At 45.2% G+C, this 21,592-nt stretch carries 22 protein-coding genes; 13 read left to right on the top strand and 9 right to left on the bottom strand.

Annotated features, from left to right (window positions below; genetic code table 11):
* Positions 1–18: 18 nt before the first annotated feature.
* Positions 19–1,707, bottom strand: coding sequence for an amidohydrolase (locus KIV41_RS19225; RefSeq protein WP_285337490.1), 1,689 nt, complete (start codon positions 1,705–1,707; stop codon positions 19–21).
* A gap of 130 nt (positions 1,708–1,837) precedes the next feature.
* Here KIV41_RS19225 and KIV41_RS19220 point away from each other — a divergent pair, with 130 nt between their 5' ends.
* Positions 1,838–1,972 (top strand): hypothetical protein, encoded by a 135-nt coding sequence (locus KIV41_RS19220; protein WP_258070912.1) that lies wholly within the window; start codon positions 1,838–1,840, stop codon positions 1,970–1,972.
* A 10-nt stretch (positions 1,973–1,982) separates the two neighbouring features.
* On the opposite strand, the gene KIV41_RS19215 is transcribed toward KIV41_RS19220, so the two are convergent.
* Positions 1,983–2,354: a hypothetical protein gene (locus tag KIV41_RS19215; RefSeq protein ID WP_033005074.1), complete on the bottom strand. Its 372-nt coding sequence runs from the start codon at positions 2,352–2,354 to the stop codon at positions 1,983–1,985.
* A 242-nt stretch (positions 2,355–2,596) separates the two neighbouring features.
* On the opposite strand from KIV41_RS19215, the gene KIV41_RS19210 reads away from it, so the two are divergent.
* The 8 genes from KIV41_RS19210 to KIV41_RS19175 all read left to right on the top strand — a co-directional run bounded on the left by KIV41_RS19210 (position 2,597) and on the right by KIV41_RS19175 (position 10,058).
* Entirely contained in the window at positions 2,597–4,444 is a 1,848-nt protein-coding gene (locus KIV41_RS19210) for a M3 family metallopeptidase (protein ID WP_285337487.1), read from the top strand.
* Between the two features lie 61 nt (positions 4,445–4,505).
* Positions 4,506–5,042 (top strand): DUF924 family protein, encoded by a 537-nt coding sequence (locus KIV41_RS19205; protein WP_285337486.1) that lies wholly within the window; start codon positions 4,506–4,508, stop codon positions 5,040–5,042.
* 143 nt (positions 5,043–5,185) lie between these two features.
* Entirely contained in the window at positions 5,186–5,476 is a 291-nt protein-coding gene (locus KIV41_RS19200) for a putative quinol monooxygenase (RefSeq protein ID WP_005435368.1), read from the top strand.
* A 197-nt stretch (positions 5,477–5,673) separates the two neighbouring features.
* Positions 5,674–6,384, top strand: a complete 711-nt coding sequence (locus KIV41_RS19195) for an HAD family hydrolase (RefSeq protein WP_285337485.1) — start codon at positions 5,674–5,676, stop codon at positions 6,382–6,384.
* A 153-nt stretch (positions 6,385–6,537) separates the two neighbouring features.
* Complete coding sequence (locus KIV41_RS19190) at positions 6,538–6,855, top strand: DUF4144 family protein (RefSeq protein ID WP_285337483.1); 318 nt, start codon at positions 6,538–6,540, stop codon at positions 6,853–6,855.
* Between the two features lie 221 nt (positions 6,856–7,076).
* Positions 7,077–8,015, top strand: coding sequence for a LysR substrate-binding domain-containing protein (locus tag KIV41_RS19185; protein WP_285337481.1), 939 nt, complete (start codon positions 7,077–7,079; stop codon positions 8,013–8,015).
* Positions 8,016–8,170: 155 nt separating this feature from the next.
* Complete coding sequence (locus KIV41_RS19180; protein WP_252042227.1) at positions 8,171–8,662, top strand: VOC family protein; 492 nt, start codon at positions 8,171–8,173, stop codon at positions 8,660–8,662.
* Between the two features lie 202 nt (positions 8,663–8,864).
* A complete protein-coding gene (locus KIV41_RS19175; protein ID WP_285337513.1) occupies positions 8,865–10,058 on the top strand; it encodes a hypothetical protein in 1,194 nt (397 codons plus the stop codon).
* A gap of 582 nt (positions 10,059–10,640) precedes the next feature.
* On the opposite strand, the gene KIV41_RS19170 is transcribed toward KIV41_RS19175, so the two are convergent.
* Together KIV41_RS19170 and KIV41_RS19165 are read right to left on the bottom strand one after the other, a co-directional pair.
* Entirely contained in the window at positions 10,641–10,949 is a 309-nt protein-coding gene (locus KIV41_RS19170; RefSeq protein ID WP_259346562.1) for an MliC family protein, read from the bottom strand.
* Positions 10,946–11,407 carry an ecotin family protein gene (locus KIV41_RS19165; RefSeq protein WP_285337478.1) on the bottom strand — a complete coding sequence of 154 codons (462 nt, stop codon included), beginning with the start codon at positions 11,405–11,407 and terminating at the stop codon, positions 10,946–10,948. Before KIV41_RS19165 ends, KIV41_RS19170 begins: the two co-directional genes overlap by 4 nt.
* A 211-nt stretch (positions 11,408–11,618) precedes the next feature.
* Between KIV41_RS19165 and KIV41_RS19160 the strand changes: the two genes are divergently transcribed.
* The 3 genes from KIV41_RS19160 (at position 11,619) to KIV41_RS19150 (ending at position 13,029) form a co-directional block, all read left to right on the top strand.
* Positions 11,619–12,215, top strand: coding sequence for a LysE/ArgO family amino acid transporter (locus KIV41_RS19160; RefSeq protein WP_285337476.1), 597 nt, complete (start codon positions 11,619–11,621; stop codon positions 12,213–12,215).
* Positions 12,216–12,254: 39 nt separating this feature from the next.
* Complete coding sequence (locus tag KIV41_RS19155; protein ID WP_285337474.1) at positions 12,255–12,674, top strand: VOC family protein; 420 nt, start codon at positions 12,255–12,257, stop codon at positions 12,672–12,674.
* A gap of 103 nt (positions 12,675–12,777) precedes the next feature.
* A complete protein-coding gene (locus KIV41_RS19150) occupies positions 12,778–13,029 on the top strand; it encodes a TIGR03643 family protein (protein ID WP_010453415.1) in 252 nt (83 codons plus the stop codon).
* 29 nt (positions 13,030–13,058) lie between these two features.
* On the opposite strand, the gene KIV41_RS19145 is transcribed toward KIV41_RS19150, so the two are convergent.
* From KIV41_RS19145 to KIV41_RS19135, 3 genes are all read right to left on the bottom strand, one after another.
* Positions 13,059–13,778, bottom strand: coding sequence for a hypothetical protein (locus tag KIV41_RS19145; RefSeq protein ID WP_038883555.1), 720 nt, complete (start codon positions 13,776–13,778; stop codon positions 13,059–13,061).
* A gap of 519 nt (positions 13,779–14,297) precedes the next feature.
* Positions 14,298–16,988 (bottom strand): alpha-glucosidase, encoded by a 2,691-nt coding sequence (ygjK, locus tag KIV41_RS19140; RefSeq protein WP_285337472.1) that lies wholly within the window; start codon positions 16,986–16,988, stop codon positions 14,298–14,300.
* Between the two features lie 260 nt (positions 16,989–17,248).
* The gene (locus KIV41_RS19135) at positions 17,249–18,016 is read right to left on the bottom strand and encodes a helix-turn-helix domain-containing protein (RefSeq protein WP_285337470.1); all 768 of its coding nucleotides are present in this window, start codon (positions 18,014–18,016) and stop codon (positions 17,249–17,251) included.
* Between the two features lie 705 nt (positions 18,017–18,721).
* Here KIV41_RS19135 and KIV41_RS19130 point away from each other — a divergent pair.
* Positions 18,722–18,967: a Rho-binding antiterminator gene (locus KIV41_RS19130; RefSeq protein ID WP_010453422.1), complete on the top strand. Its 246-nt coding sequence runs from the start codon at positions 18,722–18,724 to the stop codon at positions 18,965–18,967.
* Between the two features lie 90 nt (positions 18,968–19,057).
* On the opposite strand, the gene KIV41_RS19125 is transcribed toward KIV41_RS19130, so the two are convergent.
* On the bottom strand, positions 19,058–20,545 hold the full coding sequence (locus tag KIV41_RS19125) for an MDR family MFS transporter (protein ID WP_285337468.1): 1,488 nt from the start codon (positions 20,543–20,545) through the stop codon (positions 19,058–19,060).
* Complete coding sequence (locus KIV41_RS19120; protein WP_285337466.1) at positions 20,542–21,567, bottom strand: HlyD family secretion protein; 1,026 nt, start codon at positions 21,565–21,567, stop codon at positions 20,542–20,544. Before KIV41_RS19120 ends, KIV41_RS19125 begins: the two co-directional genes overlap by 4 nt.
* Positions 21,568–21,592 lie beyond the last annotated feature (25 nt).

Raw genomic sequence — 21,592 nt, 5'->3', positions numbered from 1 at the left:
AGTGAGTCATCGCTCGGCTTATTCATCATCTAGTTGCTCGTAGACCACTTCCCCTCTCAACACCGTCATGAGGACGCGAGCTTGGGCGATGTCTTCCGCTTTCAGTTGGGTGATGTCTTGATCCAATACAGCAAAGTCTGCCGATTTCCCGATATCGATTGAGCCAATTTCCTTTTCTAAACCCAAGCTGTAAGCCGGATGAATCGTGTAGGCATCAATCGCAGCTGAGACGTTTGGCAATCCGGTTTCGCCCATCACCAAACTATTGGAGATGCCAACCAATGGGCTCAAATCATGCACATTCCAATCGCTGCTTAACGTCACGTTAGCTTTGGCATTGTAAAGCGCACGCAGGTTCATCAAGGCTCTGGCTCGCTTAGCGCCTAAGAAGGCTTCTGCCCATTGGTGATCGTGATAAGCCACATAATCGGAACCGACTTGAAAGTCTGCCGTGACACCTAACTTGGCGAACCTTGGCACGTCTTTGCTGTTTACCAACTCGACATGCGTCAAAGTGTAACGTCGCTGATTGCCCTGACTGCGCACCTTCTCAATTGCATCGAGTGATTCACGAATACCACCGTCACCGATAGCATGAATATGAGCGCTATAACCCAGTTTATCGAGCTTGCTTAGCCATTCAGGCATCGCTTGTGGCGAAATGTAATTCAGCCCATAAGGAGAATCTGGCAGGTAAGTATCAAGATAAGGCGCAAGGGTTTTTGCTGTACCATTGATGAAGATGCCATCACTGTACATTTTGACTTGGTTCACCAGCAGCAAGCGAGAAGTATCGTCGGACTGAATGCCTTTCAAATACGACAGCTGAGAGTCCATGCTGTCAGTCGGATAGATCCATGGTCGCAAAGAGACCCGAGCGGTCAAATCGCCTCGTTTTTCACTCTCTTTCCATACTTCATACCAACCTCGCTTCCAGTACATTCGCCCATCACCAATTGTGGTAATGCCGTAGAGCGCAGCTTCTTCTAATCCGGTCAACAAACCTTGGTAGCTCACCGCAAATTGCGCACTCATGCTGTTCCAAGCCAGTCCCATCACTAAATCACCCGCGTTATCGAGCAAGATGCCATTCAACTCGCCGGTATCCGGATCTTTGAGAATACGACCGCCTTGTGGATCGGGTGTGCTTTTATCAATGTTCGCCGCTTTCAGCGCAGCCGAGTTAACCCACATCGAGTGAGAGGTTTGCTCCATTAACACCACCGGCGTCTCAGGAAATACCTCATCGATCACTTCCAAAGGCGTGCGCTGGTTTTCTTCTGACAAGGTCGTTTCAAGCGTAAAACCGTACCCCATCAACCATTCGCCATCTTGGACAAACTCTTTACAGTCTTGCAGTTGGGGGATTTGCTCATCCAACAAGGTGCCAGCTTGCAATAAGCACGTACCGCCTGCTTCGGAAGCCGCCTCAAACACATGATTGTGGTTATCGACAAAACCCGGCAACAAGTAGGTATCAGTCAAATCCACCACTTCCGTGCCTTCACCAACCCACATTTGTGCCTTGGCTTTATCACCAACAAAAGCAATCCGTCCATCATGCACGGCGACAGCGTCTGCTTTTGGGTGACCATAAATACCAGCGTTGATGTACACCACGTCTGCGGTTTGCTCAGCAGCATTCACCCACGCGCTAAATACAGGCAGCAACGCAGCACCAAGAATCAGTCTATGAGGAGTTAACATGACACCTTCCGTTGTATTCGCTAACACATTGAGTATATGCAAATTGGTTTAGTTTGCTGTTGATGTCGTAATTTCTGTGGGGTTGGTTTAAAATTACAGAACAAAAGACCGTATAATAAGAAGATGAACAATGCGACGATACGACCAAGGCGATTTATGCCCTCATTGTGGTTTGATCATCATGATGCCAACCGACCTCTCAAACCAATGTTTAGGGTGTGGTAAAGAGATCAATCAGCATCAAGAATCGGATGAAGACGAGTAAGGTGCAGGTCTTACTCTGATTTGCTCGCTTGTGTTTCCTTCACAAACAAGTACATCTCTTCAAGGTAATTGCCATTTGCGCAGCCCCAGTCACTCACTTCAATAAATTCTTTGAGTAATTGGTGGCTCTCATCACGAATCAGTTTTTGGCGAAATGAGTTCCATCGAGCCAATTCCAAGCGGTTCTTATCAGATACATAATGGTCGCCATAACTTTCGATAAGCTTATTGTAGGCGCTCCAACGTTCTTCTGGCGTCACTCCTTCACTCATAATGACGGCGCAGTTTTCCTCGATATTAAAAACTTGGTCATTGGTTGGTGTTGTCGCTGAACATCCCACCAAGGTTAACCCCATTGTTAGAGCTGCGATTCTTGTTTTCATTATTGTTTTCCTTACTTTCAGCACCACTGCGAAAGACCGAATTTTATAAATAGAGAACGGCCATTACTAATCAAAAACGGAAAAATTTTGTGACTGACGTCTGCACATGTAAAAAGTGCGGTAAATTCCTGTTTACAAGCCATAAACATGGCAAATGGATTTCGCATTCCTTTCTGCTACTTATGCGTGCCATAATCAATGACGATAAAAACCTCAATAAAGCAAACATTTGAAGGATCAAAATGACTGCAACGGAATACCTAAACGACCTAAACCAACGTTACCTCGCTATCCATCGCACCAAAGAATATTTCTTTTGGGAAACCTACATGGGCATCAGTGACGACCACGATGGTTCGACAAAAGCACAAACCGCTTGGACCAATTTCTTAAGCAACGCCGAGCAAATCTCAGCTATCAAAGCACAACTTGAAGCGACTGAAACAATCGCTGATCCACAAGAGAAGCAACAAACGCAAATTGGTCTGCAAGGCTGGTTAGCAACGTTTGAATCGCATGCGATTGAAGGCGAGCAAGCTCAAGCACAAAAGAATGCTCTGATTGCATTTGAAGCCGAGTTGTTCGAGAAAAAGCAAAACCACGTTCTGACGTTTACCAATGAAAACGGTGAACAAACCGAGGGCTCTTTGCCAGTATTGTCGTCGACCATTCGCGCCAATAATCACGAAGAAGTGCGTCAGTCCGCGCACCAAACGCTGCTCGACCTTGAGCAATGGTTGCTGCAAAACGGCTTTATTGAGCTGATCAAACTGCGTAATCAATTCGCACGTTCTTTGGGCTACGAAACCTTCTTTGATTACTCAGTGAAGAAGACTGAAAAGATGAGCTCAGAGCAACTGTTCAGCATCTTAGATGACTTTGAACAGCGCACGCGCGATGCTCACCTAAACAGCTTGGCAAACCTTGCTGAGCAGAAAGGTCAAAGCGCACTGACTGGCTACAACTTTGTGTACTCGTTCGCGGGTGATGTCATGCGTGACCTTGACCCGTACGTACCGTTCTCAAAGTCGCTACGTCGCTGGGTGGAATCGTTCGGTCGTCTTAACATCGAATACTCTGGCGCAGAGCTGACGCTAGACCTGCTTGATCGTAAAGGCAAATACCCGAACGGTTTCTGTCATGGTCCTATCCCATCGTTCTACAACCAAGGAGAATGGGTTGCCGCGCAGGTGAACTTCACCAGTAACGCTAAACCAGACCAAGTTGGCAGTGGCTACGATGGCATCAATACCCTGTTCCACGAAGGCGGTCACGCTGCGCACTTCGCTAACGTGAAGATGAACGCGCCGTGTTTCTCTCAAGAGTTCGCACCAACTTCTATGGCATACGCTGAAACACAATCCATGTTCTGTGACAGCCTGCTGACCGATGCCGATTGGCTCAAACAATACGCGTTGGACGTAGAAGGTAACCCAGTACCAGATGAGATCATTCAAGCGATGATCAACAGCCGTCAGCCATTCAAAGCGTACGAAGAACGCAGCATTTTGGTTGTGCCGTATTTTGAACGTGCGCTTTACCAATTAAGCGATGAAGAGCTGACGCCAGAGCGCATCACTAAGCTGGCTCGCGATTGTGAAAAGCAAATTCTTGGTTTGGAATGCAGCCCACGCCCATTGATGGCAATTCCACACCTTCTGTCTGATGAAGCAGCGTGTGCCTACCACGGTTACTTGCTAGCACACATGGCGGTTTATCAGACCCGCGCTTACTTCCTCGAGAAGTTTGGCTACCTGACTGACAACCCAGAGATTGGTCCGCTACTGGCGAAACATTACTGGAATGCGGGTAACCATCTATCGCACAACGAGACTATCGTTAGCCTAACGGGTGAGGGCTTTAACGCTAAGTATCTAGCTGACGTGTGTAACCTATCGCCAGAACAAGCATGGGACGTACAACAGAAGAAGATTGCTTCGCTGCAAACTCGTGAACGTGCTCCGGTAGCGTCTTTAAATGCCAGCATCAAAGTGGTGGATGGCAGCAAAGAGCTTGCGAGCAATACGGTCTCAGACGAGCAGATGTGTGAGCAGTTTGAGCGATACATCCAAGAGACTTACGGTCGATAAGCCAAACCAAGAGCTGGGGGTATTATATACTCCTAGCTCTTTTTCTATCAGGGAAGCAACCATGTACCAAGATATCCTGACTTTCTGGTTTGAAGAACTGGAACCAAAAGACTGGTTTGTGAGTAATGCCGACGTCGATAAACAAATCGAAACACGCTTTCTCACTACCTTAGAACAAGCCGCTCAATCTGAGTTGTTTGGCTGGCGAGACACAGCGCAAGGCCGTCTGGGGGAGATCATCGTGCTCGACCAATTCTCTCGCAACGTTTACCGCAATACGCCAAAAGCTTTTGCTCAAGATGCTCTTGCGCTTGCCTTGGCGCAAGAGGCAATTCGTCTAGGCTTAGACCAAGAATTGACGGACGTTGAACGCAGCTTTTTGTACATGCCATTTATGCACAGTGAATCTAAGCGGATTCATGAAGAGGCAGAGAAGCTATTCAAAGCACTGGGGCGAGAATCGAATTACGAGTTCGAACTAAAGCATAAAGTGATCATCGATCGCTTTGGTCGCTACCCACACCGCAATGCGATTTTAGGCCGTGATAGCACCGCAGAAGAAGTGGAATTCTTACAACAGCCGGGGTCCAGTTTTTAAACACAGCTAGCACAAGATTGAAGTTCGATTATCAATTTATATTTGATAATAAATCAATCATTGTGCTGTTTATCATTTGGTGATTCGCGACTAATCTTTACCTCGTCAACACGATACATCACGATCAACAGAGGATTTCCATCATGGCTAAATTGACTATCGTCGCTAACATCATCGCCAAAGCAGACCAAGTAGAATTGGTAAAAGCCGAGCTACTGAAACTGATTGATGTCACTCGTGCCGAAGAAGGTTGCATCAACTACGACCTTCACCAAGATAACGAAAACCCAGCGCATTTCACTTTCTACGAAAACTGGGAATCACGTGAACTATGGCGCACGCACATGGACAACGAGCACCTAGCGCAATACATGAAAGCAACTGAAGGCGCGGTAGATACCTTCACTCTAAATGAGATGTCGCATATCGCTTAACGCCTTGTATAACGCAGCATGCACTAGAAAGCCAGCAACCATCACCTTGCTGGCTTTTTGTTATTCTCTCGCTTGTTCCCTCCCTTCCAAGCGATTCAAAGCAAGCTTATGAAAACATGAGCAAGATCTGATTATCTCCCCACTAAGACTGGCAAGATTTAAACCTACTCACCCTTCGCTGTATCAAAAGGTTTTGCATGAAGTTAGACGCCGTATTGTGGGATTACGATGGCACCCTAGTAAATTCTGTTCCGAAAAATATCGACATCACCAAAGCGATATTGTCCGTTGTAGCACCGCATCTAACCGGAGATAACTTACCGAAATACCTACGCAGTGAAGCAGATTACCATCATGCCAATCACGGGGCGAAAAACTGGCAAGATCTGTACGTAAACTACTATGGTCTGTCCCATGATGAGATGCTCATCGCGGGCACCATGTGGGCTGAGCACCAAGAGCAAAACCAAACACCAGTGAATCTATTCAGTGGCATTACCGAGGTAGTGAACGCGTTCGAACACCTGCCACACGGCGTCTGCTCTCAGAACTCGCAATCCAACATTCGTAACGTACTCAGCGCCAACCAAATCAATGCACCGTTTAAAGCTATCGTGGGCTACGATGATGTATCTAATAGGCATCAAAAACCGGACCCTTTTGGCGGCATTAAATGCATCGAGTCCATCTTTGGGCACTCTGATAAACAACTGCTGATGTACATTGGTGACCACGAGGCAGACACGCAGTTTGCACGTAATATCGAGCATCACTTGGGTGGCAGCTGCAAAGTGATTGCCGTAGCAGCGGCGTACAGCGGCGCTCAACCAGAGCACTGGGACGCCCAGCCCGATTATGTGGCGCATCAAGTGGAAGACTTGCTCGGCATCATTGGCAAGTACGCCTAGCCTCTCTCTATAAACGCGAAGCTAAAGCTCTTAAATACACAGCAAGGCACAAAGCCTTTTGCTCTCTTAAGGCTTTGTGTATCGTACTTGCCTTACGTCGCTTATTTAGCGTAGACGACTTCAAATGACCTACTCCAATATTAAGGTAACGCAATGATCACATGGCCTTGTTTACTCAAACTCGATGGTGACGACGAACTGGTGTATTTGGCTTCGCCAGAGCAGTTAAACGCCGAATGCCAAGCCTTGATTTGGGGTCAGGATGACATTGTGATTGATACACAAGGCCACTGCTTTGCATTAAAAACGGGTAGCCATAACACGGTGGAATTAGGCCTATTGCCACAAACATTGAACGTGCAGCAAGTGACAGAGCTGATTCAAAAACACGAGTTTGCTCAAGCACAGCGCTGCATCATCAAAATCCATTTTGTGTCGGTGCAGCAAGCGATTGAAGCGTTAGCTGATTGACTTGTGAAACTCTGCTCGCGAACAAAACACTGCCGTGGTTGATAAACACATACCGAAATACCTGTCAGAAGCAGAGCTAGAGATTAGGAAAGAGCTTAGCCAATACCTCAACAGTTTGATTCATTAAGTGGGCAACGAGCCAGTATTTCTGGCTCAATTCAATTAAGTGATATAGTTTCTATTCATACCCCTCAATTTGTAAGTTGAATGATAGGAATATCATGATAAATCTATCCCACTTAATCAAAAATGATATGAACCTGCTGATTTGTCTGTACGTTTTACTGCAAGAGCGCAGCGTGAGCAGAACCGCAGAAAAGCTATTCTTATCTCAATCGGCCGTCAGTAAACAGCTTACTAAATTGCGCCAGGAGTTTGATGACCCCTTATTCGAGCGAGAATCCAAAGGTTTATTGCCGACCCCAAAAGCGTTGGCATTAGAAAGCAAGCTGCAACAAATCCTGATGCAAATTGATCAGCTTTGTGAACCTGAGGAGTTCGATCCAGAAAACTCAACACGTGTTTTCCATATCGATCTGATCGAAACGGCTTACACTACCATCTATCCACGTTTTCTACCTCAAGCTTTATCTTGTGCGCCTAACATCACTCTCAAGAGTAATGATTGGAGCAGCAATAGTATCGCACGACTGCAGAGAAGAGAGGTCGATTTTGGGGTGGGCATTTTTGAGTTCGACAGCCGTGCTAAAAAGCACGTGGAGACGATACCTGATTCGCTTAGCTATACGGAATTAATGCGTGATACTCCTGTGTGTATTATGAGAAAAGGACATCCAGCATTAGAGGAGGAGTGGAGCCTCGACACTTTTTTAAAGTACCGACACATTCTAGTGATCACCGGGGGGATTTCTCGTTGGTTATTGCATGAAGTACTAGAAATGCAGCGTCTTCATATCAATAATGCCGTCAACATGTCTGACGTATCCAGTGCGATAAAACTCTGCGAAAAAAGTGACTTATTACTCACCTACCCGTATAGATGCATCCGCATCTTTGAGGAAGCCTCTGATATTGTCATCAAACCGCTACCATTCGAACTAGAGCCTGGGGCATTCTTCTTGCTCTGGAACAAACAGCTTGATAACGACCCAAGCCATAAATGGCTAAGAGAGCTCATCGTCAGTCAGTCTTATGCCTAACTAAAAATAAAACGAGTGATGCCTAAGAGATGTTAATAACAAAAAGTTATTATTTTGAAAATTATTGATAATTTCATGTAATCAGAAATTCTCCATATACTCTCCTCCATCGAAACGAAACACGAATTAATCATCACAGTTTTTGGAGCAGAATTATGAAAATGAATCACGTAGGCATCATGGTTGGCGATATGGACAAAGCAGTAGAGTTCTACACTAAAGCGCTTGGTCTTCGCATCGTAATGAACAACACAGAAGTTATCGAAGAGCGCGAATCGGCAATCGGTCGTATGTGTATAGCCGTATTCGGTGAAGGCTTTAAAGGCTTCAACATCGCTCACCTTGTGACATCTGACGGCATCGGTGTTGAGCTGTTTGAAATGAAAGAGCGTCAAGAGCGTCACGAAGTAGATTTCTCTCGTCTAGGCATCTTCCACTTCTGTCTACAAGTAGCGAAAGAGCAGTTCCCACACACAATCAAACGTATTGAAGAGTTTGGTGGTAAAGCTCGCATGGACATCATGCGATACCACCCAGAAGACGACAGCAAACAAGCTCAAATGATCTACATGGAAGACCCGTTTGGTAACTTGTTCGAGCTTTACTCACACACTTACGAAGAAACTTACGCGTCTGATTACGAATAATTAAACGTCTAAGAATGAAAAAGGGTTGGCCTAGTGCCAACCCTTTTTTGTTGGCACATGTTAGTGAATCTGCTTCTCATAACCTTCTCTCCTCATACCTTGTAAGAGATTGTATTGAACTGTCCAATACCACTCGCTATCAAACAAAATAAAACGACGTTCAATTACATTGGTGGTTCAATGTAAAAAAGCGAGACTAATGATGAAAACAATACCTCTCACCATTTTAGCTTCAACCATATTACTTTCCGGCTGTAACAGCTCAGACAATACGACGCCAACAACTCCCCCTACTACTGGACCATCCTCTTCTGTTGTTCATGGCATCAAGGTTGAACCTGTTCCAAGTCAATTTTCTGCTTACTCAAAAGCGGGTTACAACCGATATGTTTCGGTCAAGGCGCCGAACGGAAAATCAATCCATATATTGATCATGAATCGATTATCAAATTATCAGATAGTCAAAGCCGTCAATGTCTTGAATCACTACCTAACACCCATCGAAGGCAGCAAATACGGAACAGTCGAACAAAAACTCAAGATCGCAAACACGATGGCAAACAATGGTGCCATTCTTAAACTGATGAACTATCACGACGAGCCAAAATACAACGATGACTTAGATGGACAACCATTGTTTGAAGAGGAAATCCAAGTCGAGGGAGGAGCTTGGTACGTGAACCAAGATTTTGCGAACCACCGCGATGCTTCTTATGAAGAGATTCTTCACTTGGTACACGATTACGGCATCGGAGTACTCAATGCTCCCGAGGGTGGTGTTACTGCTTTACCCGAGTTCCAGAGAGAGTTAAACGCAATTCAAAAGCAGTCGTTGCACAACGCCTATAATCCATCCGCTGAGACATTAGAAGAATGGCAACAAGAAGTCAGTGTAGATCAAGAATATTTCGCAGCGGTGATTGATAGCTATTACGGACTTTGGGGAGCATACGATGGCGCTGGTATGTGGGGGATGTACAACGTTAAACACCGTCAAGACTTTGTGACTGATGATCCGAACGCTCAGTACATCACGGAGCAAATCTTCTCGCCAGTGTTAACGTACGATGCTTATATCTCAGATTCGTTTGAAGGGACGTTTAAGATGATCCTCGATGCTACAACACCCTATACCTATCATTCACAATATCTGACGAAATTGACGCTGTCAGGTTCGAAAAACAGCAATATTGAAATCAACCATCACGATAACACCATTACTGGCAACTCTGGGTCAAACACCGTCATAGTACATGGCCCAAAAACTGAATACACAATAGAAAAATTAGGAAATAACAGAACTCAACTCGTCGATCGCATCGATAACCGCGATGGCTCTAATATCCTATCAAATATAGAGAAAATTCAGTTTACTGATCAGACAATTACTCTTTAACTCTGTTGTCGCTAAGAAACTTACGCATCCAGTTGGAACAATTGAATGCTTAAGCATCAGAAAGGGTTGGCCTAGTACCAACCTTTTTTTGTTAATTTTTATGAGCCCCCTTCCTAGCGTCCATTGGTTTCAGCTTCGAAGAGCAAAACACATGAGAACTGTTTGAGCGCGTCAAAAAGAGATTCCTGATGTCGCCTAGGCTCCTCGGAATGAAGATTTTAAGGTACTCAACTGCAGCCTTGTCAATCTCGAGTCTTCTTAGTCCAAAATTGGCCCCCCTCCTAATTAACTTCGGAGGCTACAAAACTCACTCAGGTAAAGGGGAGGGACCAACTGCATTCGCTGCTAGAAATTGCGAAAGCTAGAAAGTCCGCAAGGCAAAGGCACAAAAATAACCACATAAAAGAAAAGCCCTCCCCCTTAAAAGCGAAACTTCAATGCCAAGCAAACCATGTCAATACAAGGGGGAGCTGGAGGGGGTTGTGAACACGAAACAACAAACTCGCTCTCTAAGGCTAAACCCATCTTCAAACGGCACATGAAAAAAGGCTTGGCTCTGAACCAAGCCTTTCACTAACGCGATTACTTTTTAATGCGGCAAGTACTTTGAGATATCTCGTTGACGAGCAAAATGGCTTCGTCACCTTTGATGTGAAGGACCAACATATGATCATCGGATAGGTACCTCGCGCCAGAAGCAGAGCGAACCTGTTTTAGCTCTATAACGCTTCCGTTGTTGGCTTTGATCAGCGCTGCATCCTCCGTAAAGCTAGCAGCGAACTGTTGACCATCATTACATTGATATTGGAATTCAGGCGCAGACGATGAACAACCCGCTAACACTAACAAGCCACTTAAAATCAGAGCCGCTTTGCTAGGCTTCAAGATCACTCTTCGGGAGCCCATACGCGAATATCGACATCCAAATCAGCTGGAGCGTAAACCACGACTGGTAGCTTGCTGTTGTAACGGTACAAGTCACGAGTCGGCATTTGCACGAACGTTTCTGCCTTCTCCATATCTTCAGGACAAGCCATTAGCGTTGAAATAGCACCACCCGCTGAAGAATCTACTTGGTAATAGGTGTAGCCCCAACCTTCCAATGTATGTTCAGTTACAGAGCCGCCTAAAGATACACGGTTACAGTCTGTTTCCATCATTTTACCAACCACCAGCTCTACGCGCTTATCTGCTTCGTTGATTGCTGGATCTACATAGAAAACATGCTTTGTCATGTTCTCCATTTCTGGAAACATCTCTGCTGATGGGCGAGATACATCATTTGCTGAATTCATTGCAGAACATCCGCTCAGTGCCATTGCACCGGCAGCTAACCAAACTGCTTTCATCGTTTTTCCCTTATTCATATGGACGTGCATATTGTAACTGGTAACGCCAGATTAGGGTAAATACACGATGCAAATTGATCGCAACTCTCACAATTACGACGCATCAACGCCATCAAACAATTTTAGTAAGTCTCTGTTCTGTGCCTTGCAGCAATTTGCCGACAAGGTTATGGTTTGAAACCTGATTTGGTCACAATTCAAGGAAGAGAAAATGACCACCTATCTTGCGGGCTTTACGCTGGGCATTTCCTTAATTCTGGCTATTGGAGCGCAAAATGCCTTTGTTTTAAAGCAAGGCATCAAACAGCATCATGTATTCTTAGTGTGCTTCTTATGCGCCTTGTCTGACGCCATTTTAATTTCTCTTGGTGTCGCGGGTTTCGGTTACTTGGTAACTCAGCTTCCTTTGATCGAGACAATTGCGCGTTACGCTGGCGCAGCATTCTTAACCTGGTACGGCATCAGTAGCTTACGCTCTGCATTCACACAAAGACACGTAATGAACCCTGAAGGTGATGCCTCAAAAAGTGCATGGCAGACAGCACTGATTTGCTTGGCATTCACATGGTTAAACCCGCATGTTTACCTTGATACAGTGGTATTGCTGGGCTCTATTTCCACTCAATACGAACCGCATAAATGGCAGTTTGCGATAGGTGCTGTTTGTGCCTCTTTCGTGTTCTTTTTCAGCCTAGGCTATGGCGCCAAACTGCTTATCCCGATCTTCAGACATGCGCGTTCTTGGCAGATTTTGGAATTCATCATTGGCTTTGTCATGCTGGCTCTGGCGATCAGCTTATTGATTTAGTGCGTATACTTTTCTCATCATAGAAAAAAGGGCAACGTCATGGAAAATCCGAGCAATCCAATTGAAGTAAAAGCGCTCGACCACGTGGTACTAAGAACAGACAATCTCGACGCGATGCTGCACTTTTATCGAGGTATATTAGGATGCCCAATAGAGCGTGAGTTACCAGACTTGGGGTTAACTCAGCTTCGTGCAGGAATGGCGATCATTGATTTGGTGACGGTCGATAGTGAACTTGGGAAACTAGGCGGAAAGTCGCCCAGCCAAAATGGTCGTAACCTTGACCACTTTTGCCTTCAGATTGCACCTTTCGAAGAAAAAGAGCTGCTGTCTTACTTACACCAAAACAATGTGCATGTTGCAGAGTTTACTGAAAGATATGGTGCTCAAGGCTTCGGGCGATCTGTCTACTTGGAAGATCCAGAAGGCAATGTGGTCGAGCTAAAACCACAGAAATAACGCACCAGAAAGCCATCAGTTTTCTACTAAAAATCCCCCTCAATGAACCCGAATCGCTGCGCGTTACGTATGTGTATGTCCAACAGCAAAACAGGATTAGCGAATGACCTTTAGCGATGACATGCTATCAAGAATTATTGAGATGGCATGGGAAGATAGAACCCCATTTGAAGCCATCGAGCATCAATTTGGTTTGGACGAGAAAGGGGTGATCAACTTAATGCGCCGCCACTTACAACCGAACAGTTTTAAGCTTTGGCGACATCGAGTCACCGGCAGGAAGACCAAGCACTTAAAACTGCGCTCACCAGGTGTGAACAGAGGCTATTGCCCAACGCAGTACAAACAACGTTGAGTCTCTCTTAAATTTCAAATGCGATGTGCTTAAACCATAAAATACGGCGCACTATCACGCATAAACTCAGCCATCGAAGCTAGATAGTCCCAAGTTTCTCGATAAGTGTGGTTCATGCATTGAGTGAAGGCTTGGCACAGTGAAGGATCTTCTTCCAGCCACTGACTAACATGTTGAGCCGTGTAGGAGACCTGCTTCATCTCATCATCCAGTATCTTCTGGATCGTTGGGCGCATCTCTTTCAGGTAAGGCACATCGGATTGATCGATAAAACTCAGTTGAGAAACCAATAAACACCAAGAACGAAGTTCGACAGAGTGAGCTCGGAAAAGGTGGATTTTAATATCATCATGAAAGTGGCTCACATTACTAAAATCACTCGATTTGGCCTCCTGATAGACTTCGGTTTGATAGCCCGTCAACGGAATTAAGCTGGCATACATCGCGGAGTGATTTCTGTCGTTTTGGTAGTGGAGCATGATCTGTTGCTTCATTTCTCCTTGCGCATAACGATTGGCAATCATCTTGAGGCGCTCAGCCCCTTCTTCCTCGTTGATCGCGTTGTGCAACAGATAATACGCCATGGTTTGCTTGCTCTGAAAAATCTCTTGAGTGAGTTCATTCATCGCTTTTGGCGTAAGGGAAGTATCCGAATAAAGATAGCTTGCAATAGAGGCTTTGTACTCATTAGATGGCACAAAGTTATTATCTTCTAGCAAGTTATAAAGGCTGGTCTGTAAACAGTTCATGTCACCTTCCTGGATGGTGTTGCATCGCAACACGTCATGCTGACAACGTAGAAAGTGAGGTATTTATCAATACGCTCTTAAGGGTGAGGAAGATTCAAGGGACAGAATAGAGTGTTGGAAAGACGTTGGCTCAGTACCATTGAATAACGGCGAGATTGGAAGTAACTCTAATACTTTTGCATGAATGTAAATGACCTCACTAATACTTGCAGCATATGCATTGTTGCAAGATGGTTAAATGATCATTTTATAAATGTTATTTATTGAAAATAGACAGAATGAAATGCGGGGAGATAAACCATTAGGTTTTAAAGAGAAGTGGTGTTGTAGCGCAGTTTTTATCGCATACAACTTTTAGAAAAACAGATAAAAATAGTGCTTTAACTCTATAAAAACCGGGCAGTTTTCACTGTCCGGTTTGATCTTATTGAGCCTAATTGAAGAGAATTAAGCAGTTGCAGATGCTAGGGGGGTCATCTGCAACGCTCAAATCTTCACGCTGTAAGTAACAAGTGAGTCTTACTTGCCAACAAAGCCGTTGTACAACATGTATAAGTGCGCCGCACTCCAAGAGAAGTTGTTTGCACCCTGTACAGCACCCGTTTCAGGGTTGTAGTTTTCCTGAATCGGCGTTGTTTCCGTTAGACCTTGTGCGTTTTGGAATAGCTTATCAACCATTTGACGCGCTTCTACACCGTAACCGTAGTTGTCCATACCACGTACGCCAAAGTAGAACTGATCCAGCCACACACGACCACGCCAGTAAATATCCGGACCATATGCTGGGTTATCCATTGATGCAGTACCTAGCGGGATCTTAGGTGAGTTAAACTTGCTGGTATCGAGCATGTTCTTCACAACCTTGTCTGCATGCTCTTGCGTCGCTGCATTGTTGAATAGTGGCGACCAACCTTCAGGGCCCATACCGCGCTTCACTAGCATTGGACCAGCACACTGGTTGCTTAGACCGCCCGGTACCACTTCAATGTCATAGTAGAACCCTGTCGCGTCGTCGAACATACAACGATTGATGTACTCTTTAGTGTCATCCGCTTTCGCTTTAAACTCAGCAGCTTTGTCTGCTTTACCCAGAACCTCTGCAATTTGCGATAGGTACAGGTTATCAGAGTACCAGTAAGACGCTTGGTCAACTGATTCTTGCATCAGCGAGTAACCAGATAGATTGTTTGACTCATCCGTGTTCTCATTGAATTTCACTTCCCAGTCTTTCTTCGCCTGAGCCAGTTTATCCATGTTCACAGCCGAATCATCACGGTAAGTCACAACAGAACCATCTGTACCCATTACCATATCGTAGGTGTTGTCGAAACCGTTGGTATTGTGTGCGTAGCGCCCCATTTGGTCGATCACTTCAGCTTCTTCTTGCGTTGGCAACGCAGATTTACCTTGTAGGTCATCGATGGTATCGATAAAACCGAATACGCCTGCATTGTCACGACCCGATTCCCAACCTGCCGCTACTTTTGCAGGGATGCTCATTGCGGTGTAATCGCCGGATGTTAGTAGCTCGTTGTACTTCTCGATACCTGTTTCGCTAATCCAGTCAGAACCACTCGCTTCATCTTTGTAATAGAACTTCATATCATCGATAGAAGCATCTGGTCCCCAAGAGCCGTCGTTCAGATCCTCTTCAAATACGGTATGAATTGGGTCTTTCGCTGCACCGTATTCAGGGATGCCGTTTTTGTTTGTATCGCGAGCGCGTAGCCACCAATCATGGAATGCCACCAACTTCGGATACATCTCTTCTAGCCACTTTTTAGCTTCTTCGGGACGGTTATGCTCATCTTTTAGCGCGGTATACACTTCCCAAACAGCCCATGCAGCAAGTGATGGTTTAGTATTACGCTCATTCCAGTTCAGGCCATCGGTAGCTTGAGGGAATACTTTTTTGTATTCCGCCGACATACCCTCCCAGCGCTCTGCTGGTAAGTTGTATGTCACTACGTCAAGTAGGTAACCTTCATCCCAAGGACGAACAGGATCATCAGACTGTACTTGATATTGGAACACAGTACGGATGTTTTCCATCGCCACATCAGGGTTGAAGTGTGACATTGCATAAGCTTGCTTCCACGTATCCCACGGCCAAGTCATGTTACCTGAGAAATAAGGAGCGGTTACCGATGGTGTCACCGTGTCATGGTCAATTGCACCCGCTGCGCCACGCCAGTTTGCATTAAGTGTTTCCATCGCTTTTACTGCAACGAACTCATGCTCTTTAGAAGCAGCATCATTGGTCAAACCATTTTCTAAGTACTCTTCCCAACGCATTGCCGACTCATGCATGTAGCCTTTTGGATCGGCCATCACGTCGTCTAATTTCGCAAACTCAGACGCTTGCTCTTGGGTGTTTTGAACGTGCGTGTAAGCCGTATATAGCGTGATTTCTTCGCCATTTCCTAGCTCAGCCGTTTGGACGAAGCCTTTCTTATCATCATCAATGGTAGATGTTTCTGGCTTAATAGAGCGTGTCACTTCAAACTTAGAATCGCCCGAAGTCAGTAGAGACCAAGAGTCACGAACCGCGCCAAAAGACACTTCTACGCCATTTTCTGTCGCGGCAATTTCACGTGAGTAAGTAGGGTATGCATCTTCAACACTGCGTACTGTGCTGTCGCTGTTTTTGTATAGTTCACCATCGTCAGCACGGTAATCCGCCATCAACTCACCGTCCCACTCACCTTGAATAGCCAGCTTGTTCGGGTTCTTGATCGTCGTTTTCACAAGAGACGTACGATCTGTTACAAAGCGCATTTCCAATTCTGCTTCGATGCCATCATCACCCGTATACTTTTGAATCAGCGCGCCAGGTTGTGAATACGCTTCTGTCAGCTTAAGCGGCATAGCTTCGCCATCCACCGTTAGCGCCAAACGGTCGAAACGTGCTGCCATGAATGACACGTACTCTTCAGTTAACAACGCCGTACCACCTAGGGTGATTTCACCCCCCTTGGTGTCTAGCGTGTGTCCATGCCAAGAACCGTTATCGAACATAGGAATGTAGCGAAGGTGACCACCATGCAAATCACGCAGTGCCACTGGCACACCAGCACGATCAATGGTGTTATGGAATTCAGCCGCTTTCAATGGTGCATCCACATTAGAATCATTATCACTACTGTTGCATCCACTAAGTGTTAGAGCAACCCCGACAGCAATCGCACACAAAGAAGTCTTAAAGTGCATGTTATATCCCTCATTTATTGGCTTTTGGTCCTGATCAGGCGAAAAAAGGTCGAGACGTGCCCTGCCGAGTTTCGATGATGAAGATTCAGCCTTATTTATTTCACTTTTGGATTTGAGAAGAGATCGGTTAATTTGTCTCTTCTTCGTTTGGCCTATTTAAATAACAGGTCATTAATTTTGGGTAATAGTGGGTCTTTGATGCATTCATTATCAAACACATCCACTTCATATAAATTCTTTATTTTGTGATTAAATATTCACTATTTTTCATTCGCCATCGATATGGCTTTTAATAACTCACCGTCAATGTTTGGAATGGTATCTGAGAGAAAAATTTGCTTACCTGGCGTATAGGTCATCAACACGTTTCGGAGTCGCTTGCTGCCTTCCCCACTCTTGTTCTGTACATCAAACTCAATCAGCTTGTTGTATACCTCGTTAGCCAGTTTCTCTTCTTGTTCCTCAGTAATGGCTATGCGTCCCATGCAGATTGGTGGTCGCACGTCATGGCTAAACACTTCGTCTCGAAAACGCTTAGCGAACAAAGTATCGAGCGTGGAACCCTCTTCAAAAATAAAACGACCTTGGTCTTTAAAACGGTATTGATCATCACCTTTTAACTCAATGTAACCCATCATTTCCAAGGCTCTTAAATACAAGGTAAGAGATGTATGAGTAAGTTGGTATTTACTCAAAATATCTTGTAGTGACCACTCTTTACGACGCAACAAATATAAGAAATCAAACAAATATGGATACTGATTAAATATCTCGCTATTAATATCAGTAATGAATTGTTCATTCTCTTGTTGAAGCTGTTTCGCTCGCATAGATAATTCAACCAAATCCGTATCTAAATGAGTAGCAAACGAGAGTATTTTATCCAATCCAAGAGACGTGTTATGAAGTTGTCTTTTGATAGTTGATAGCGGAATCCCCATTCCAGCAGAGAGATCGGAATAACAAATCCCTTTCTCTTTAATTTTTTCTCGTAAAGCAGCAAGTAAATACGTTGCAGAATTATTCATCTAACAATGCCTGTTTAATTTTTCAGCATCCCTGATGATATATTCAAGAGAGTCCTACTCTTGTGATGCCGGTTCCAAATAATTTCAGCAATTTCTATCTATTAAATGTGTTTCAATGATGAGACTTTTTACCAAGCATTAACCGATGAGTTTTTACCCATGTAGATTAAGCTTCAACCAGTTATTGCAAGCCTTATCAGTATGCGATGAGTATAATTGTTTTGATGCGTAAAATTAAGTTCGCTAGGTTTTTTAGTAAAAGTTTTCTATTGAAAGGCTACTTTATTAGGTGGCAAGTATCAAAAAATTGTACTTAGAAATTTAGTCACGCGAGAGATCACAGAAAAATAACGACTTACTGGAATTATAATAAATAAATGACCAGTAAAATTCTTGTTATAAGGAGCAAGAGAGTTGGTTAAAGAGAGAGGAATATTATTGAAGCGTCATCATATTATACCTTTATTTTTCTATCTTGCTCACATATTTTTCTACGGCTAATTTTTTCACTCCATATGCAACATTAAGTTCTCTTTCAACGCATCGACTCCTACTTGTAAAGGGGAAACGGTGATCTTAAAGATAGGCTGGTATGTTTTGGTCTACTTGGGAAGTCCTCCAATTAGGCGTAAAATAGAGAGTAGGTTTCATAGATGAGTTCTTACCCTTTATCGGTCTGATAAAAGAGAACGAAAGGAGAAAGTTATGGTGACATGTAGTCAATATGATTTTATTGAAATCGCCTGTATGTTTAAGTTGCCAGTTGAGATTACCTTGAAGAATGGTGAGACACACCAAGGTAGCGCATTCGATACCGGTTACGATATGGAGCGACAAGAATGCTTATTTTTGGATGTTGCAGGTGAGCGGACTTCGTTCCCAACCGAGCAGTTGATCGCAATGAGAGCACTCACCGACAACCCACATTTCAGCGAAGTAACTTTCAGTTAATTGCCTATTCTCATACGCAGACGTCAAATAGAAAAAAGCGCCTTCAACCAGAAGAGTTAAAGGCGCTTTTGTTTAGCTTCAGTTTCAACGCTACCTTGAGCGGATAAACACCAGCATCGGCATCATGATTACGAACATCACCCCCACCAACTGGAAAGTGTGCACAAACGCGACCATTTGCGATTGCTGATGGAGCATACTTTGGTACTGCTCCAAGGCGGCAGGATCGGTGATCGATAATCCTTGTTTCGCAGCCCAGTCATGCAACACTGGGTTGTAAGGATTAAAGCCTTCTCCCAAAGCGTGCCATTGCTGCTGACCATCACGATACTGGTATGTGGTAGCGATGGAAATACCAAATGAGCTACCAATAGTTCGGAACAAGTTAAAAATACTCGCCCCAGCCACCGACTGCTCTTTTGGCAACGTCATGTAAGCCAGCGTCGACAAAGTCGAGAAGGTTAAACCTAAGCCCATACCTTGAATCATACTTGGCATCACAATCCAGAAAGTGTCTATTTCTGTCGAGTACAAGGTCATCAAGTAGCTGCCAATGCCGATGCAAGTTAAGCCAAATACAATCTTCAACCTTGGGTCAAATTGTGGGTTAATCACAATCACCAATATCAACATACAAGCGGACGCTAACCCCCTTGGAGCCATCAACATCCCCGTGGTCGACACTGGATAGTTCAACAAGCTTTCGAGCAACATCGGCTGCTGGGTGGTCAAGCCGAACATCGCCATCGACACCACCGCCATCATTAAGGACGAGACCATGAGGTTTTTGTCCTTGAGGAGCCACAGAGGCGCAATAGGGCTCTTGGTCTTCCAACTGCGGTAGAGCCACATGATTAAGCCCATGATCGCCAACAGCACTGCTGTTTGGATAATGCGGGAGTTAAACCAGTCTTCGTCGTTACCTTTGTCTAGCACGAACTGCAACGCACCGACCCCGAGGGCCATATAACCAATGATCCACCAATCGAAATTCGGTTTGGATTTGTTGCTGATGTGGATGTAGCGATAGATCAGCGCAGTACACACCAAGCCAAATGGCAAGTTGACGTAGAATATCCAACGCCAGTTGATGTTGTCAGTAATCACACCGCCCACTACCGGGCCTAAAATCGGACCAAGCAAGATACCGATGGAGAAGATCGCCATCGCCTTGCCTTTTTGCTCGGAAGGGTAAATCTGAACCAATGTCGATTGCGCCAGTGGAATCACCGAGGCACCAAACGCACCTTGGATAATACGGAACACCACCATCTCTTCGAGTGAACCCGCTTGACCACAGAAAGCACTGGCAATCACAAAGCCGATGACCGCCACCAGCATGACTTTGCGCTCACCAAATCGCGATACCCAGAAACTGGTCATCGGAATGAAGATCGCCTCAGCCATGCTGTAGCCAGTTAGCACCCAAGTGATTTGGTCTGCCGTTGCGCCCAATGCGCCCATCATGTGTGAAAGCGACACGTTAGCAACGGTCATGTCTATCAGCACCATGATGGCCGAAAGCATCACGGCGACGGTGGCTATTCCCCGTTTGTCGGCCGTAATCTCGTTACTCATTGTGCGTTACTTTTCAGATCAACAGTCACTTCAGAACTTGCACCCACACGTAATTGTGGCGCACCTTCAGGCACTTCAAGCGTCAAACGCACAGGGAAACGTTGTTTGATTTTCACCCAGTTACCCGTTGCGTTTTCTGGTGGCATCAAAGAGAAAGAGGTACCACTTGCTGGAGACAGTTCTTCCACTTTTGCATCCCACACGACGTCTGGATACATGTCGATCACGACTTCAGCGTGCATACCTGCTTTGATGTGAGTTAAGTCAGTCTCTTTGAAATTCGCGCGCACCCAGTAGCTGTCTTTGATGATCACAGGGAACAGTGTTTGGCCGATACTTACTACCGAACCCGTATGAGTGTTGATTTCACCGGCAATGCCGTCGACTGGAGAAGTAATGTCGGTGTAGCTCAAGTTCAATTCCGCTTGCGCGAGTTGCGCTGCTGCTTGTTGAACAACCGCCGCCTCTGCGCCTTCTTCACCACGATTTGCGATTGCTTTTTCAACTGTTGCTCGTGCTTGCTCTAGACCAGCTTGTGCATTAGCGAGTTTGTTCTTCGCAGTATCAAGGTCTTGGTCAGACGCCAACTTACGTTTCACTAACGAGTTAGTACGTTTGTATTCCAACTGCGCTTCGGTCAGGTTAGAACGCGCCGCATCCAATCCCGCCACCACTTCAGTCACTTGCTTGTCGGCTACATCATGCTGTTGAACCGCCAATTGGTAAGCCGCTTTCGCTTGTTTGACTGCAAGCAGATAAGGACGAGAATCAATCTTTAATAGCAGGTCGCCTTTGTTCACCACTTGGAAGTCTTTAGCTTCTACTGAGATGACTTGGCCTTGAACCTGAGGAGCGACAGACAGGATTTTAGCTCTTACATAGGCATCTTCCGTACTTGGGTGACCATCAGAATATTGCCAAGACCAGTACATCGCACCGAAGCCGATTGCACAAACGAGAAGGAAAAGGATTTTGGTCAGTTTGGATTTCGAAGAGGATTTCTTCGCGATATCGTCGCTCATTTATATTGTCCAAGTGTTCAATTTT

The sequence above is a fragment of the Vibrio sp. D401a genome (assembly GCF_030248515.1).
Lineage (GTDB): Bacteria > Pseudomonadota > Gammaproteobacteria > Enterobacterales > Vibrionaceae > Vibrio > Vibrio rotiferianus.
The sequence above is the reverse complement of the archived record's forward strand: the minus strand, read 5'-3'. Positions and strand labels throughout refer to the sequence as shown.